Source organism: Adlercreutzia sp. ZJ242 (genome assembly GCF_011038995.1).
Lineage (GTDB): Bacteria > Actinomycetota > Coriobacteriia > Coriobacteriales > Eggerthellaceae > CAAEEV01.
Genome location: NZ_JAAKEE010000054.1, coordinates 1 through 15,930, shown reverse-complemented (window position 1 = coordinate 15,930; position 15,930 = coordinate 1). Strand labels below are relative to the sequence as shown.

Annotated in this window: 11 protein-coding genes; 9 read left to right on the top strand and 2 right to left on the bottom strand. The window is 70.2% G+C overall.

The window, feature by feature from the left end:
• Positions 1–253 precede the first annotated feature (253 nt).
• From secA to G7Y49_RS10235, 8 genes are all read left to right on the top strand, one after another.
• On the top strand, positions 254–3,052 hold the full coding sequence (gene secA / locus G7Y49_RS10270) for a preprotein translocase subunit SecA (RefSeq protein ID WP_165173504.1): 2,799 nt from the start codon (positions 254–256) through the stop codon (positions 3,050–3,052).
• Positions 3,053–3,151: 99 nt separating this feature from the next.
• The gene (gene prfB, locus G7Y49_RS10265; protein WP_165173502.1) at positions 3,152–4,246 is read left to right on the top strand and encodes a peptide chain release factor 2; all 1,095 of its coding nucleotides are present in this window, start codon (positions 3,152–3,154) and stop codon (positions 4,244–4,246) included.
• Between the two features lie 152 nt (positions 4,247–4,398).
• Complete coding sequence (locus G7Y49_RS10260) at positions 4,399–5,226, top strand: transketolase (RefSeq protein WP_165173500.1); 828 nt, start codon at positions 4,399–4,401, stop codon at positions 5,224–5,226.
• Between the two features lie 12 nt (positions 5,227–5,238).
• On the top strand, positions 5,239–6,204 hold the full coding sequence (locus G7Y49_RS10255) for a transketolase family protein (RefSeq protein WP_165173498.1): 966 nt from the start codon (positions 5,239–5,241) through the stop codon (positions 6,202–6,204).
• Between the two features lie 211 nt (positions 6,205–6,415).
• Positions 6,416–7,120: a cell division ATP-binding protein FtsE gene (gene ftsE / locus G7Y49_RS10250; protein WP_206214641.1), complete on the top strand. Its 705-nt coding sequence runs from the start codon at positions 6,416–6,418 to the stop codon at positions 7,118–7,120.
• A complete protein-coding gene (gene ftsX, locus G7Y49_RS10245) occupies positions 7,113–8,027 on the top strand; it encodes a permease-like cell division protein FtsX (protein WP_165173494.1) in 915 nt (304 codons plus the stop codon). Before ftsE ends, ftsX begins: the two co-directional genes overlap by 8 nt.
• A gap of 21 nt (positions 8,028–8,048) precedes the next feature.
• Positions 8,049–9,371 (top strand): S41 family peptidase, encoded by a 1,323-nt coding sequence (locus tag G7Y49_RS10240; protein ID WP_165173492.1) that lies wholly within the window; start codon positions 8,049–8,051, stop codon positions 9,369–9,371.
• Positions 9,372–9,385: 14 nt separating this feature from the next.
• Positions 9,386–11,641, top strand: coding sequence for a ribonuclease R family protein (locus G7Y49_RS10235; RefSeq protein WP_165173490.1), 2,256 nt, complete (start codon positions 9,386–9,388; stop codon positions 11,639–11,641).
• Positions 11,642–11,722: 81 nt separating this feature from the next.
• On the opposite strand, the gene G7Y49_RS10230 is transcribed toward G7Y49_RS10235, so the two are convergent.
• Complete coding sequence (locus G7Y49_RS10230; protein ID WP_165173488.1) at positions 11,723–12,184, bottom strand: MarR family winged helix-turn-helix transcriptional regulator; 462 nt, start codon at positions 12,182–12,184, stop codon at positions 11,723–11,725.
• A 214-nt stretch (positions 12,185–12,398) separates the two neighbouring features.
• Between G7Y49_RS10230 and G7Y49_RS10225 the strand changes: the two genes are divergently transcribed.
• Positions 12,399–13,790 carry a sodium-dependent transporter gene (locus tag G7Y49_RS10225; RefSeq protein ID WP_241157382.1) on the top strand — a complete coding sequence of 464 codons (1,392 nt, stop codon included), beginning with the start codon at positions 12,399–12,401 and terminating at the stop codon, positions 13,788–13,790.
• 76 nt (positions 13,791–13,866) lie between these two features.
• Here the strand turns inward: G7Y49_RS10225 and G7Y49_RS10220 are convergent.
• Positions 13,867–15,930, bottom strand: a 2,064-nt coding sequence (locus G7Y49_RS10220; RefSeq protein WP_206214639.1) for a DEAD/DEAH box helicase, incomplete at its 5' end; no start/stop codon positions are given.

The following is a 15,930-nucleotide window of genomic DNA, read 5'->3' as shown; positions in this document are numbered from 1 at the left end:
CGCACGCGTCCGCCCGCCCACCCCGCGCCCCGCGCTCGCTTGTCGCACGCCCCCGCGCCCGCCCGCCGGCGCCCCGCATCCGCCCGCTGCCCGCTTGCCGCCCCCCCCCCTTCGCTCCTTGGCGGTCATATGTAATTCCGCCGCGCCGCCGAGGGGTGCATTAGAATAAGGAGGCTTGTACTTTCCCGCAGGTCCGCGCGTCACGCGAGGTCCGCGCGGCGAAACCGCTTCCAGGAGAAGGACGGAACACGACATGGGATTTCTTTCCAAGCTGCTCAGCCTCGGCGAGGGCAAGCAGCTCAAGAGCTACGAGAAGGTCGTAGAGCAGATCAACGCGCTCGAGCCTGAGATGGAGGCGCGCTCCGACGAGGAGCTGCGCGCCCTCACCCCGGCCTTCCGCGAGCGCCACGCGGCGGGCGAGCCGCTCGACGCGCTTCTGCCCGAGGCGTTCGCCGCCGTGCGCGAGGCGTCCCGGCGCACCACGGGGCTGCGCCACTTCGACGTGCAGCTCATCGGCGGCATGGCCCTGAACGACGGCAAGATCGCCGAGATGAAGACCGGCGAGGGCAAGACGCTCGTCTCCACGCTGGCGGGCTACCTCAACGCCATCCCCGGGAACAACGTGCACATCGTCACCGTGAACGACTACCTCGCCAAGCGCGACTCCGAGTGGATGGGCCAGATCTACCGATTCCTCGGCATGGAGGTGGGCCTCATCCAGAACGGCATGCGCCCCGCGTCGAAGATCCCGGCGTACAAGGCCGACGTCACCTACGGCACGAACTCCGAGTTCGGCTTCGACTACCTGCGCGACAACATGGTCACGCGCGGGAGCAACCGCGTGCAGCGCGGGCACCACTTCGCCGTGGTCGACGAGGTCGACTCCATCCTCATCGACGAGGCGCGCACCCCGCTCATCATCTCCGGCGCGGGCACGCAGGCGGCCGACACCTACAAGCGCTTCGCCGGCGTCATGCCCGGGCTCAAGGAGGGCGTTGACTTCGACATGGACGAGGCCAAGCGCACCATCAACGCCACCGAGAGCGGCTTGGAGAAGATCGAGCTGATGCTCGGCATCGAGAACATCTACGCCGACCCGTCCGGCCAGCTGGCGAACCACCTGCAGCAGGCGCTGAAGGCCCAGTTCCTCTTCCACCGCGACGTGGACTACGTGGTGATCGACGGCGAGGTCAAGATCGTCGACGAGTTCACGGGCCGCATCATGGAGGGCCGCCGCTACTCCGAGGGTCTGCACCAGGCGCTCGAGGCGAAGGAGCACGTGCGCGTGCGCGAGGAGAACCAGACGCTGGCCACCATCACGCTGCAGAACTACTTCCGCCTCTACGAGAAGCTCTCCGGCATGACGGGCACCGCCATGACCGAGGAGTCGGAGTTCCGCCAGATCTACAACTTGGGCGTGGTCGCCATCCCGTCGAACCGGCCGGTGGTGCGCGTCGACGAGAACGACCTGGTCTACCGCACGGTCGAGGCGAAATTCAACGCCGTGGCCGACGACATCGCCGCGCGCCACGCGGCGGGGCAGCCCTGCCTGATCGGCACGGTGTCCATCGAGAACTCCGAGCGGTTGAGCCGCCTGCTCGACAAGCGCGGCATCAAGCACGAGACCCTGAACGCCAAGCACCACGAGCGCGAGGCGCACATCGTGGCGCAGGCCGGCCGCACGGGCGCGGTCACCATCGCCACCAACATGGCCGGCCGCGGCACCGACATCCTGCTCGGCGGCAACCCGGACGTGCTCGCCGACGACCTGCTGCGCGCCCGCGGGCTCGACCCGGAGGCCCCCGAGCTCACCGAGGAGGGCGCGCCGAACCCGGCCTGCCCCACGCCCGAGCAGCGCGCAGGCGCCCTCGCCGACGCGAAGAAGGTGTGCTCCGCGGAGCAGGAGCAGGTGCGCGCGGCGGGCGGCCTGTGCGTCATCGGCACCGAGCGCCACGAGAGCCGCCGCATCGACAACCAGCTGCGCGGCCGCTCCGGCCGCCAGGGCGACCCGGGCACCACGCAGTTCTACCTTTCGCTCGAGGACGACCTCATGCGCCTGTTCGGCGGCTCGAAGATGGACTCCATCTCCAACATGATGCAGAAGGCCGACATGACCGACGACATGCCGATCCAGGCCTCCATGGTGTCGAAGTCCATCGAGAGCGCGCAGCGCCAGGTGGAGTCGATGCACTTCTCAGCGCGTAAGAACGTGCTCGAGTACGACGACGTGATGAACCTGCAGCGCAAGGCCATCTACGAGGAGCGCAACGCCATCCTCGACGGCAAGGACATGTCCGAGCGCATCCCCGAGATCATCGCCGACGCCGCGGCGGCCGTGGTGGGGGAGAATTGCTCCGACCGCGTCGCGAGCGACGACTGGGACGTGAAGGCGGTCGACCTCTGGGTGGCGAACATGACGGGCCGCACCGGCTTCAGCGTGGCGGCGCTCGACCATGACGACGACCCCGCGGCGGTGGCGGAGGCCATCGAGGAGTACCTCGGCGCGGTGTACGCGGAGAAGGCCGACGCCTTGGGGCACGACCTCATGAAGAACCTCGCGGCCCAGGTGATGCTGCGCATCATCGACACGCGCTGGATGGCCCACCTCTCCGAGATGGACTACCTCAAGACGGGCATCGGCCTGCGCGCCTTCGGCCAGCGCGACCCGCTCGTGGAGTACAAGAACGAGGCGTACAACGCCTTCGAGAAGCTCACCGGCTCGATGTACGACGACTACCTGCGCACGCTTTTGCGCCTCGAGATCGCGACTGCCGCGCCGGCGCCGGAGTCCATCAACGCCGAGAACCCGCTCGAGCGCAAGATGAGCTACTCCTCGCCGGAGGCGGCGCTCCAGTCCTCGGGCATGCGCGCGGCGCGCGCTGGCGCCGCGCCCGCGGCCGCCGCGGCGAGCACGGTGCCCAAGCCCGCCCCGGCCAAGCCGCAGACCTACGTGAAGGACAAGGACGACCCCTTCGCCAACGTGGGCCGCAACGACCCCTGCCCCTGCGGCTCGGGCAAGAAGTTCAAGAAGTGCCACGGCATGAACCAGTAGGCCCCGCCCGGCAGGCCGCCCGCCCTGACGTCGCCCCGACGTCGCGAGCGGCCTGCCGTCGGTTTCGGTTCGTGAGCCTGGCAGGACGAGAAAGAGAACATGGCTGAGAAAGAGAACAGAGAGCTCGAGGAGCTCTCGGCGCGCGTGGCTGACGCGCGCGCCTTCCTCCACATCGACGACAAGACGGCCGAGCTGAGAAAGCTCGACGAGCAGGCGTCCGACCCGGCGTTCTGGAACGACGCGGCGCGCGCGAGCGCGGTGTCGAAGCGCGCGTCGAACCTGCGCGCCACCATCGATGACTACGACGAGGCCGTCTCGACCCTCGAGGACGCCCGCGCGGCGCTCGAGCTGGCGGGCGAGGACGAGGCGTTCGCCGACGAGTACGCCGAGACGGCCGCCGCGCTCGCCGCGCAGCTCGACGCGCTCGAGATCACCTCGTGGTTCTCGGGCGAGTTCGACGAGGGCGACGCCATCCTCACGGTGAACCCCGGGCAGGGCGGCCTCGAGGCCCAGGACTGGACCGAGATGCTCTGGCGCATGTACACGCGCTACGCCGACGCGAAGGGCTGGAAGGTCACCGCGCTCGACGTGGTGCCCGGCGAGGGCATCGGGCTCGACAAGGCCACCATCCAGATCGAGGGGCGCTACGCCTACGGCATGCTGCGCAGCGAGATCGGCGTGCACCGCCTCGTGCGCATCTCGCCGACCGACGTGAAGGCGCGCCGTCAGACCACCTTCGCGGGCGTCGAGGTGCTGCCCGTGCTCGCCGACGACATCGAGGTCGACCTCAACCCGGCCGACGTGCGCGTCGACGTGTACCGCTCGAGCGGCCCGGGCGGGCAGTGCGTGAACACCACCGACTCAGCCGTGCGCCTGACGCACGAGCCCACGGGCATCGTGGTCACCTGCCAGAACGAGAAGAGCCAGCTGCAGAACAAGGAGGCCGCCTTCCGCGTGCTGCGCGCCAAGCTCTACGAGCTCGAGGAGCGCAAGCGCCAGGAGGAGATCGACGCGCTGCGCGGCGAGCGCATGGACAACTCGTTCGGCAGCCAGATCCGCAACTACGTGCTCTACCCCTACCAGATGGTGAAGGACCTGCGCAGCGGCGTGGAGACGGGCAACGTGGACGCGGTGCTCGGCGGCGACCTGGAGCAGTTCGTCATCGGCTACCACAAGTGGCGCGTCTCGCAGTAGGCAGGCGCGCTCGGGCACGGCGCGGCCCGAAGGCCGCTTGGCCCGAAGGCGGGGCTATCTGAAATGCGTCAGAGCTTCTCGCTGACGTTGGAAGCGGCCTGCGATAGTAATGATAATATAAGCGCGACATTCTTATGAGGGGAAGGAACAGCATGGACTCTCGTTCACTGGAATCTCGGGCGCGGGACATTCGCATCGACATCGTGTCGATGATCGCCGAGGCGGGAAGCGGGCATCCCGGGGGATCGCTCTCGTGCGCCGACATCCTGACGGCGCTGTACTTCGGCGGCGTCATGAGGCATGACCCCGCCGACCCCCAGATGGCCGGCCGCGACTGGTTCTTCCTCGCCAAGGGGCACGCCGCGCCCGCGCTCTACGCCACGCTCGCGCACGCGGGCTACTTCCCGACTGACGAGCTCGCCACGCTGCGCAAGCTCGGCACGCGCCTGCAGGGGCATCCCGACTCGAGCATGGTCCCCGGCGTCGAGGTGTCCACCGGGTCGCTCGGCCAGGGCCTGTCCATCGCGGCGGGCACGGCGGCGGGCCTGGCGCTCGACGGGGAGGCCGGCTGCGTGTTCGCGCTCCTGGGCGACGGCGAGTGCGAGGAGGGCCAGGTCTGGGAGGCGGCCATGTTCGCCGCGCACCGCAAGCTCGGCAACCTCGTGGCCATCGTCGACAACAACGGCCTGCAGATCGACGGCAAGATCACCGACGTGTGCAGCCCCGAGGACCTCGGCGCCAAGTTCGCCGCCTTCGGGTGGGAGGTCACCCACGTCGACGGGCATGACCTCGGGGCGCTCGTGGAGGTGCTCGGCGCCGCCAAGGCCGCCGGCGGGGACGTCCCGCACGCCGTGATCGCGCGCACCGTCAAGGGCAAGGGCGTGTCGTTCATGGAGAACCAGGCCGGCTGGCACGGCAAGGCCCCCAACGCAGAGCAACTTCAGACCGCGCTTGCCGACCTGCAGGCCGCGCGCGCATAGAGGAGGACGATCGTGGTTAAGCTTGCAACCCCCGAACAGGCCCAGACGAAGAAGGCGACGCGCGCGGCGTTCGGCGTGACGCTCGCCGAGCTCGCCGACGCGGGCGTGCCCGTCGTCGCCGTCGACGCCGACCTCACCGGGTCGACCACCACCAAGAAGCTCGCCGACGCGGGTTACGCCGACCGCCTGTTCAACTGCGGCATCGCCGAGCAGAACATGATCGACGTGGCCGCGGGCCTGTCCCTCACGGGGAACGTCGCCTTCACGGGCTCGTTCGCCGTGTTCGGCACGGGCCGCGCCTACGACCAGATCCGCAACACCGTGTGCTACTCCCACCTCAACGTGAAGATCGCCCCCACGCACGCGGGCATCTCGGTGGGGCCTGACGGCGGCAGCCACCAGATGCTCGAGGACGTCTCGCTCATGCGCGGGCTGCCCGGCATGCGCGTGCTCGTGCCCGCCGACTACGCCGCGGCGCGCGCGGCGCTCAAGCTCGCCGCCGCCACGCCGGGCCCGGTGTACGTGCGCATGGGCCGCGCGAGCGTGCCGTGCGTGTACGACGACGACGTGGAGCTCGAGCTCGGCCGCGCCTACGTGCTGCGCGAGGGGGGCGACGTCACCATCGTGGCGTGCGGCGTGGAGATCCGCGAGGCGCTCGCCGCCGCTGAGGCCCTTGCCGCGGAAGGCGTGTCGGCCGAGGTCATCGACGCGTTCTCGGTCAAGCCGCTCGACGAGGGCACCATCTTGGCCTCCGTGGCCAAGACTGGGCGCGTCGTGGTCGCCGAGGAGCACTCCGTCATCGGCGGCCTCGGGTCGGCCGTGGCCGAGCTGCTGGCGCGCAAGCACCCCGCGCCCTGCGAGTTCGTGGGCGTGCGCGACCGCTTCGGCAAGTCGGGCGAGTTCGAGGAGCTGCTCGCTTACTTCGAGCTTGACGCCGCTGCCATTGTTGAAGCTGTGAAGACGGTCAGGGCCCGATAGGGCGTCTGCTAGAATTTGTACGTCTCAGTGCATAATGACTACTTGAACGGAGCAAACTGTGACGAATGAAACGAGCCAGGGGGAGCTCACGCCGCGTCGCGGCCGCCATGCGGGCCACGCGCGCCAGGCTCAACCCCAAAGCCGTGCTCAGATAACCTCCCAGTTATCGCAGGCACTGCCCGTGCTCGAAGTTGATGACACGCCCGGCCAGATGGGCACGCCCGTCATCACCTTCGACCACGTGACCAAGATCTATCCCGCCCAGCCGAACAAGCCCGCGCTCTCAGACATCTCCCTGCAGATCTTCGCAGGCGAGTTTTTGTTCCTCGTGGGGCACTCGGGGTCGGGCAAGTCGACCTTCATCAAGCTGCTCACACGCGAGATCAAGCCCTCGGAGGGGCACATCTTCGTCGCTGACGAGGACCTCTCCACCATGCGCAACTGGCGCGTGCCGTACCTGCGCCGCAACATCGGCTGCGTGTTCCAGGACTTCAAGCTCCTGCCGAACAAGACGGTGTTCGAGAACGTGGCCTTCGCGCTCGAGGTCATCGGCAAGAGCCGCCACGTCATCAAGACGCAGGTCCCCGAGGTCCTGCGCCTGGTGGGCCTGCAGGAGAAGCTCAACAAGAAGCCTGACCAGCTCTCCGGCGGCGAGCAGCAGCGCGTGTCCATCGCGCGCGCCATCGTGAACCGCCCGCCGCTTCTGATCTGCGACGAGCCCACGGGAAACCTCGACCCGCAGACCTCGCGCGGCATCATGGACCTGCTCGAGCGCATCAACCGCACGGGCACCACGGTGCTGGTCGCCACGCACGACCGCGAGATGGTCGACAACATGCGTCGCCGCGTCATCGCGCTCGACCGCGGGCACCTCACGCGCGACCAGGACAGGGGGGTGTACGGCTTCGATGTCTAGCATCGGTTATTTCTTCAAGGAGTCGCTGCAGGGCTTTACCCGCAACCTCTCCACCGCTTTGGGCTCCATCGTCACGATCTTCCTCTCGCTGCTCATCATCGGCGTGTTCCTGGTGGGCGGCGTCATGATCGACCGCCTGCTGTCCTCGGTTGAGGACGAGGTGTCCATCACGGCCTACGTGGCCGACGACGCCAGCCAGGCCGACATCGACAAGGTCATGGGCGACATCCGCAACATGGAGGGCGTGGCGAGCGTGTCGTTCACCACGAAGGACCAGGCGCTCGAGAACTTCCGCAACTCGATGACCTCGAACCCCGAGATCATCGACCAGCTCGACGGCGTGAACCCGCTGCCGGCCTCCATCGACGTGGAGCTGACCGAGGCGCAGCTGGTCGAGGGCGTGGCCAACCAGATCGTGGCGGACGAGACGTACGTTAGCATCTGCGAGGACCCCGCTGACGTGGCCGACTCCGTCAAGTACGGGTCGACCACCACCAAGCGCCTGCTCACGCTGACGAACTACGTGCGCTACGTGGGCGCCGCGCTCATCGTGCTTTTGATCTTCATCGCGCTCGTGTTCATCAACAACACGATCCGCCTGGCCATCTTGGCGCGCCGCAAGGAGATCGCCATCATGCGCCTCGTGGGCGCGTCGAACGGCTTCATCCGCGGGCCCTTCCTCATGGAGGGCGCGCTGCACGCCATCATCGGCTCGCTGCTCGCGGTGGGCGCCATCCAGCTTCTGCGCATGTTCGCCATCCCGCAGCTGCAGAGCGCGCTCATGTTCCTCAACTTCAACATCGAGGGCACCATGTACCTGTTCATCTACGTCGCCCTGGTGGTGGCTGGCCTGATCATCGGCTTGTTCGGCTCGGCGCTCGCCATGCGCCGCTACCTCAAGGTCTAGCGGGCTCGCCGGGCGGAAGGCATGGCGGAGTCACCTCGACATATCGCGCGGCGCAAGAAGCAGGCGTCGGTCACCTCTCGCGAGCGGATGCGCGGCAAGCGCGCCGCTCGCGCGCTCTGCGTGTTCATCGCGGTGGTGGTCGCCTTCGCGGCGGGCTTCCTCGTGCGCAGCCAGACGGAGTTCGTGGCCTCGCTCGGCTTCCCGCTCTCGGCGGGCGAGGACGCCGCGGGCGCGGGCGGCGCGACGAAGAAGACGACCTACGACTCGGCCGCGATGCGCGTGTCCGAGGTGGAGGACCTGCTCAACACGAGCAGCCTGGATGCCTACGACGTGTCAACGGCCGCCAACGGCATGCTCTCGGCCCTGATGAAGGCCACGAACGACCCATACGCCACCTACTTCGACCCCGACCGCTACGCCAAGTACATCAAGGAGACGGCTGACCGCTCGTATGCGGGCATCGGCGTCCTCTTCTCCGACTACAACGGGCGCGCCTACGTGGTCGACGTGTTCGAGGGCTCGGAGGCCGAGGCCAAGGGCGTGGTGCAGGGCGACTTCGTGGAGGCCATCGACGGCGACAGCAGCCATGAGTGGACGATGACCGAGGTGGTCAACGCCCTGGCCCGCGACGAGGGCGAAAGCGTCACCATCACGTGGATGCACCCCGTCAGCCTCGACGCCGAGACGGGCTCCGAGTTCACCACCACGCTCACGTGCCGCCGCTTCGAGGAGGCGAACCTGCTGACGAGCGTCGTGGGCGACGTGGGCTACGTCCGCCTGCGCCAGTTCACGCAGAACTCGTCCGACCTGGTGAAGAGCGCGGTGAGCAGCCTCACGTCGCAGGGAGCCACCTCCTTCGTGCTCGACCTGCGCGACAACCCCGGCGGCTACCTCACGCAGGCGGTCGACGTGGCCAGCCTGTTCGTGCAGAGCGGCGTGCTCGTGCAGATCGAGACAGTGGAGGGGACCACAACCAAGACCGCCTCGGGCGTGACCGTGACCCAGGCGCCCCTGGTCGTGCTCGTGAACGGCTACACCTCGGCGGCGGCCGAGGTCCTCGCGGCGGCCCTGCAGGACAACCAGCGCGCGACCGTGGTGGGCGAGACCACCTTGGGCAAGGGCTCGGTGCAGGTGGTGCGCGAGCTGAGCTTCGGCGGCGCCGTGCGCTACACCGCGGCCTACTACCGCACGCCGCTCGGGCACGACATCGACGGCATCGGCGTGGTGCCGAGCACGGTGGTGGGCCCGAGCTCCGACCCCGACTCCGACACGCAGCGCCTGGTCGCCATCGACGTGGCGAGCTCCGCCGCCGACGCGCAAGACGCGCTGGTCCCGCTGACCTAGCAGAAGGCGCCTTCATGGGTCGCACCCGCTCGCATACGCGGCGCACGCCGCGCTCCCATCCCCGCGGCGTGCTCGTGGCGCGCGCCGGGGGCTTCGGCTTCGTGCAGACGGCGGAGGGGGAGTACTTCGTCCCGGCCGCGTGCATGAACGGCGCGTTCGACGGCGACCTGGTGGAGGTGGCGCCGATCGAGCGCAAGGGCGCCTCGAAGCGCGGCGGGCATGGCGGGGGCGGCTTCGGCGGCGATGCGGCGCGCGAGGGCGGCAAGCCGGCGGCGCGCGTGCTGCGCGTGGTCGACCGCGCGCACGACACGGTGGTGGGCCGCTACGAGGTGGCCGAGCCCTTCGGCGTGGTGATGCCCGTCGACGTGCGCATCCCCTACGACATCTTCACCATGCGCTCCGACTACCCCGGCATCGAGGACGGCTCCCTCGTGCGCGTGCGCATCACGCAGTTCCCCACGCGCCGCACCTCTGCCACGGGCGTGGTGGAGGAGGTGCTCGGGCGCGCCGACGCGCCGAGCATGGGCGTCGACGTCATCGTGGCGCGCCACAAGCTGGAGACGACGTTCAGCCCCGGCGCGCTCGAGGAGGCGCGCGACGCGCAGGTTGACGCGGCGGGCGCGCTCGCGGCGGGCTACCGCGACCTGCGCGAGCGCTTCGTGTTCACCATCGACCCCGCTGACGCGCGCGACTTCGACGACGCGCTGTCGCTCGAGCCGGTGGGCGCGGACGGGGAAACGGACGCAGGCTGGGAAGCGCGTGCGGGCGGGGAAGCGGACGCGGGCGCGGGGATGGAGGCGCTCGCGGCGGGGGAGGCGGGCGCAGCCGGCGACGCGGCGGCCGACGCCGGTTCCTGTGCGGGCGCGGCGCGCTGGCGCCTGGGCGTGCACATCGCGGACGTGTCGCACTACGTGCCGTGGAACTCGAGCATCGACCTCGACGCGCGGCGGCGCGCCACGAGCGTGTACCTGGTCGACCGCGTGATCCCCATGCTCCCGCCCGAGCTCTCGGACGACCTGTGCTCGCTGCGCCCCGGCGAGGACCGCCGCGCGATGACGGTCGACCTCTACCTGGACGACGAGGCCCGGCTCGTGAGCTACGACGCCTACCCGTCGCTCATCCGCTCGAACGCGCGCCTGTCCTACGACGAGGCGCTCGCGCTGCTGGAGCGCGACGCGGCGAACGCGGACGCGCTTGCGGATGCGGAAGGCGTTGGGAGCGCGACGGACGCCGCGAATGCGGACGCGGAAGGCTCTGGGAGCGCCGCGCCCGCCGCGCCCGCACCTTCCCCTGACCTGGTGCGGCGCCTGCGCGCCTGCGCGCGCATCGCGCAGATGCGCGCGAGCGCGCGCGAGCAGGCCGGCGGCATCGACTTCGCGACCACCGAGGCCAAGGTGCGCCTCGACGAGGACGGCGCGCCGCTCGCGGTGGAGCTGCGCGTGAAGAACGCCGCGACGATGCTGGTCGAGGAGGCCATGATCCTGGCCAACGAGACGGTGGCGGCGCACCTGGCGCATCGTCGGTGGCCGTGCGCCTTCCGCGTGCACGAGCAGCCCGCGCCCGACGCGCTCGGCGGCCTGGTCCCGGTGTTCCAGGAGTTCCCCTGGTTCGACGAGGGCCTGGCGGCGCGCCTGGTCACCGGCGACCCGCACGCGATCCAGGCGATCCTCGCCGCCGCCTCGGGGCGCGCCGAGGGCGAGCTCGTCTCGTCGCTTCTGCTGCGCTCGATGAAGCGCGCGCTCTACCGGCCCGAGAACGCCGGCCACTACGGCCTGGCGAGCGCGGCGTACTGCCACTTCACGAGCCCCATCCGCCGCTACCCCGACCTCGTGGCGCACCGCATGCTGCGCGCGAGCCTCACGCATCGCCCCGAGAAGTTCGACCAGGAGGTGAGCGCCCTGCCGTGGATATGCGAGCACGCCTCCGACATGGAGCGCATCGCCGACGCCGCCGCGCGCGAGTCGCAGGAGCTCAAGATGGTGGAGTACCTCCAGCAGTTCGTGGGCACGGCGTTCCCGGGCGTGGTGTCGGGCGTGGCGAGCTACGGGCTCTACGTGCGCCTCGAGTGCACGGCCGAGGGGCTGCTGCCCGTGCGCGCGCTCGGGGAGGAGTACTTCGCGTTCGACCCGGTGCGCTACACGCTCACGGGCTCCGACACCGGCGCCGTCTTTCGGCTGGGGCAGCGCGTGGCGGTGGTGCTCAAGGCCGCCGAGCCGCTCACCGGCAAGCTCGACCTCGCGCTCGCGAAGGGCCGCGGCCGCCGTGCGTAGGCGGGCCGCCCCTCGCCCCGCCGCGAGGGCCCCGCGTCGCGCACAGCCGCACGCGCCCTGCCGCGCGCAGGCGCGCGGGCCCTACCCCGCGTGGGCCTGGCGGTCGAAGAACCCCTTCACCTTCCTGAGCGCGTCGCAGAGCACGGCCTCCTCCTCCTCGCTCAGATCCGCGAGGGCCTCCTCGATGAGGCGCTGGTGGAAGAGGTGGTGGGCGCGGTACACCTGCCGGCCGCGCTTGGTGAGCGAGACGAGCACGCGCCGGCGGTCGGCCTCGTCGCGCACGCGTGCCACGAACCCCTTCTCCACCAGGCGGTTCACGGCGATGGTGAGCGTGGCGAGCGTCACGTCGAGGCGCGCGGCCACTACGTTCATGGGGTTCTCGTCGCGGTACCCCACGGCCTCGATGGTGTGGATCTCGGTGATGGTGAGCCCCTCGGTCAGGCGGTTCTCGAGCGCGCGCTCCTCAACGCGGAGGATGGAGTTGAACGTGCCGGAGAGGAGGTCGTCGACCTCGCGGCGGCGCGCGATGGCCTGGTCGTTCATGGGCAGCCTGCTTCTCTGGATTGAGGGTCGGAAGGATACCGGCTCATGGTAGCATGTCACCTCAGCTTCATCGAGTACAATGTCAACCCAAGCAAAGACGGCCGGAGCAGCGGAAACGCGGAAGCGCGAAACGGGTCGGCGCGAAACGGATCGGCGCGGGACCGCGGTTTTCGCCCCGTCGCCTGCGCGGCCGCGGGCGTCGAGTGAAAGGCAGGTGAGGCACGTGGAGCGGGAGAAGTTCGCCTCGCGCCTGGGGTTCATCCTCATCAGCGCGGGGTGCGCCATCGGGCTGGGCAACGTCTGGCGCTTCCCCTACGTCACGGGCGAGTACGGCGGCGCGGCGTTCGTGCTGCTGTACCTCGTGTTCCTCGTGATCCTCGGGCTGCCCATCATGTGCATGGAGTTCGCCGTGGGGCGCGCGAGCCGCAAGAGCATCGCGGGCGCCTTCAACGCGCTCGAGCCCGCCGGCTCGCGCTGGCACGCGTTCAAGTGGGTGGGCATCGCGGGCAACTACCTTCTCGTGATGTTCTACACCACGGTGGCCGGCTGGATGCTCGCCTACGTCCCGAAGATGGCCTCCGGCCAGCTCGCGGGCGCCACGTCAGCCGACACGGCGGCCGCCTTCGACGCGCTGCTCGCCAACCCGGCCGAGCTCGTCGCGTGGATGGCAGCGGTGTGCGCCGTCGCCTTCGTCGTGTGCTCGATGGGCCTGCAGAAGGGCGTGGAGCGCATCACGAAGGTGATGATGCTCGCGCTCCTGGGCATCATGGGCGTGCTCGTGGTGCGCGCGGTCACGCTGCCGGGCGCCGAGGCGGGCATCGCGTTCTACCTCGCGCCCGACTTCGGCAAGATCTTCGCCGACGCGCCCACGTTCTTCGAGGCGGCCTACGCGGCCATGGGCCAGGCGTTCTTCACGCTGTCGGTGGGCATGGGCGGCATGGCCATCTTCGGCAGCTACATCGGGCGCGACCGCACGCTTCTGGGCGAGGCGGCCACCATCGGCGCGCTCGACACGATGGTGGCGCTGGCCACGGGCCTCATCATCTTCCCCGCGTGCTTCGCGTTCGGCGTGGCGCCCGACTCCGGCCCGGGGCTCGTGTTCATCACGCTGCCGGCGGTGTTCGAGCAGATGTGGATGGGACAGCTGTGGGGGACGCTGTTCTTCGTGTTCATGAGCTTCGCGGCGCTCTCCACCGTCATCGGCGTGTTCGAGAACATCCTGAGCTTCGGCATGGACCAGTTCGGCTGGACGCGCCGGCGCGCCGTGGCGGTGAACCTGGCGGCCATCCCGCTGCTCTCGCTGCCGTGCGCGCTCGGGTTCAACGTGCTTGCGGGCGCGGTCGTCCCCGGCATCGGCGACATCCAGGCCGTCGAGGACTTCCTCGTCTCGAGCAACATCATGCCCTTGGGCTCGCTCGTGTTCGTGGCGTTCTGCGTGAGCCGGCGCGGCTGGGGCTGGGAGGCGTTCGTCGCCGAGGCGAACGCGGGGCGCGGCCTGCGCTTCCCCGCGTGGCTCAAGCCCTGGATGCGCTTCGGCGCGCCCGTGCTCGTGGCGATCATCCTCGTGATGGGGTGGGCGCCCATCGTGGCCGCCTGGGCGGGGTGAGGCCGCCCGTCGCCTCCGCGCGCCCGTCCGAGGCTGCGCCCCGCCGCCGCGCTCGCGCCGTGCCGCGCTCGCGTCGCTACCCTTGCAGCAGGTCGAGCAGCTCCTCGCGGGTGAGGCCCGCGAGCCCGGAGGCGCTCGAGGCGGCCCCGCCGATGACGCTCTCGGCGAGCTCCACCTTCGCCTGCTGCAGCGCGAGGATGCGCTCCTCGACGGTGCCCTTCGCGATCACCTTGTACACGCTCACCACGTTCTCCTGCCCGATGCGGTGCGCGCGGTCGGTGGCCTGGTCGGTGGCCGCGGCGTTCCACCACGGGTCGGCGTGGATGACCACCGAGGCGCCCGTGAGGTTGAGCCCCGTGCCGCCCGCCTTGAGCGAGATGAGGAACGCCGGCGTGTCGTCGGCGTTGAAGGCGTCCACCAGCTCGACGCGGCGCTTCTTCGGCGTGGCGCCCGTGATGCGGAAGTAGGGCACCTCGCGCGCCTCAAGCTCGGCGGCGATCAGCTCGAGGTAGCTTGTGAACTGGGAGAACACGAGCGCCTTCGCGCCGGCGTCGCGCGATTGCTCCACCAGGTCCACGATGGCCGGCATCTTCGCCGCCCCGCCGCGGTAGTTCTCGAACAGAAGCGCCGGGTCGAGCGCGATCTGGCGCAGCCGCATGAGCTCGGCGAGCACCTCCACGCGCGACTTCTCGGGCACGGGGCCCCCGCCGCGCGCCTGCGTCGCCTTCTTCTGCACGTTGAGCTCCTGGCGCAGCTGCTGCTCGGCGGCGTCGTAGAGGCGGCGCTGCTCGCGCTCGAGCGGCACGTACACCACGGTCTCGAGCTTGTCGGGCAGGTCGGGCAGCACCTGGTCCTTGCGGCGGCGCAGGACGAATGGCCCCACGAGCGACTGCAGGCGCCGCGCGAGGTCCTCGTCGCCGCCGAGGATGCCGAGCTCGAAGCGCTCGCGGAAGCGCGCGTAGGAGCCCAAGAAGCCCGGCATGAGGAAGTCGAAGATCGACCAGATCTCCGAGAGGCGGTTCTCCACGGGCGTGCCGGTGAGCGCGAAGCGGTGGCGCGCGCGCAGGCGCTTGACGGCGCGCGTGGTGAGCGTGGCGTGGTTCTTGATGTACTGGGCCTCGTCGAGCACGCAGCAGAAGAGGTCGGCCTGCTCGAGCTCGCGCACGTCGATGCGCGCGAGGTCGTACGAGGTCACGAGCACGTCCACGCCGCGCTCGGCGCGGATCGCCGCGCGCTCGCGGCGCGGGCCCTCCACCGCGCGCACGGAGAGATCCGGCGCGAAGGCGGCGAACTCGGCGAGCCAGTTGTACACGAGCGAGGCCGGGCACACGATGAGCGAGGGACCCGCCGCGCGCGCCTCGGTCGCGCGCGCGAGCAGGAAGCTGATGAGCTGCACCGACTTGCCGAGCCCCATCTCGTCGGCCAGGATGCCGCCGAACCCCAGGTCGGCCAGCGCGCTCATCCAGCGGAACCCCTCGCGCTGGTAGGGGCGCAGCGTGCGCGCGAGCGCGTCCGGCACGGCGTAGGCGGCCTGGTCGATGCGGTGGAAGCGCTCCACGTAGCTCTCGAACGACGCGTCGCGCCGCGCCTCGGAGAACTCGCGGTCGAGGTAGAACGCGCGGTAGGTGGGCAGCTCCACGTGCCCGCCCGCCAGCTCGGCGGCGCTGATCCCCAGGTCGTCCACGAGGCGCTCGAGCTCGCTCAGGTCGTGGTCGCGCATGTCGAGGAACGCCCCGCTGCGCAGGCGGTGGAACCGCTTGCGGCGGCGGTAGCTCGCCAGCAGCGCGGCGAGCTCGCCGGCGTCGAGGTCGGTGGCCGACACGTCGAGGTTGATGAGGTTGCCGGCGATGGAGAGCCCCATGCTCACGCGCGGCTTCTTGTCGGAGAGGAGCCGGTCGAAGGCGGGCGTGGTGAACACCTCGCCGAGCGCGCGGAACTGCGCGAGGCCGCCGAACAGAAGCGCGCCCGCGGCGCGGTCGTCCGCGAGCGGCAGCGTGTTGTCGGCGTCGAAGAACGCCTGGACGAGGCGCACGGCGCGCCCCTCGAGCACCTCGTCGCGCAGGGGAGCGAGGGCGGGGAAGGGGGCGTCCGGGCCGCCGGCGGGCGCGGACGCGGCGCCGCTGGCGGACGCGGACGCGCC

What these genes read in the sequence shown, in the direction of transcription:
- ftsX (WP_165173494.1), top strand. Translation starts at nt 7,113, where the DNA reads ATGTCTAGCATCGGTTATTTCTTCAAGGAGTCGCTGCAGGGCTTTACC.
- G7Y49_RS10240 (WP_165173492.1), top strand. Translation starts at nt 8,049, where the DNA reads ATGGCGGAGTCACCTCGACATATCGCGCGGCGCAAGAAGCAGGCGTCG.
- G7Y49_RS10230 (WP_165173488.1), bottom strand. Translation starts at nt 12,184, where the DNA reads ATGAACGACCAGGCCATCGCGCGCCGCCGCGAGGTCGACGACCTCCTC.
- G7Y49_RS10260 (WP_165173500.1), top strand. Translation starts at nt 4,399, where the DNA reads ATGGACTCTCGTTCACTGGAATCTCGGGCGCGGGACATTCGCATCGAC.
- ftsE (WP_206214641.1), top strand. Translation starts at nt 6,416, where the DNA reads ATGGGCACGCCCGTCATCACCTTCGACCACGTGACCAAGATCTATCCC.
- prfB (WP_165173502.1), top strand. Translation starts at nt 3,152, where the DNA reads ATGGCTGAGAAAGAGAACAGAGAGCTCGAGGAGCTCTCGGCGCGCGTG.
- secA (WP_165173504.1), top strand. Translation starts at nt 254, where the DNA reads ATGGGATTTCTTTCCAAGCTGCTCAGCCTCGGCGAGGGCAAGCAGCTC.
- G7Y49_RS10235 (WP_165173490.1), top strand. Translation starts at nt 9,386, where the DNA reads ATGGGTCGCACCCGCTCGCATACGCGGCGCACGCCGCGCTCCCATCCC.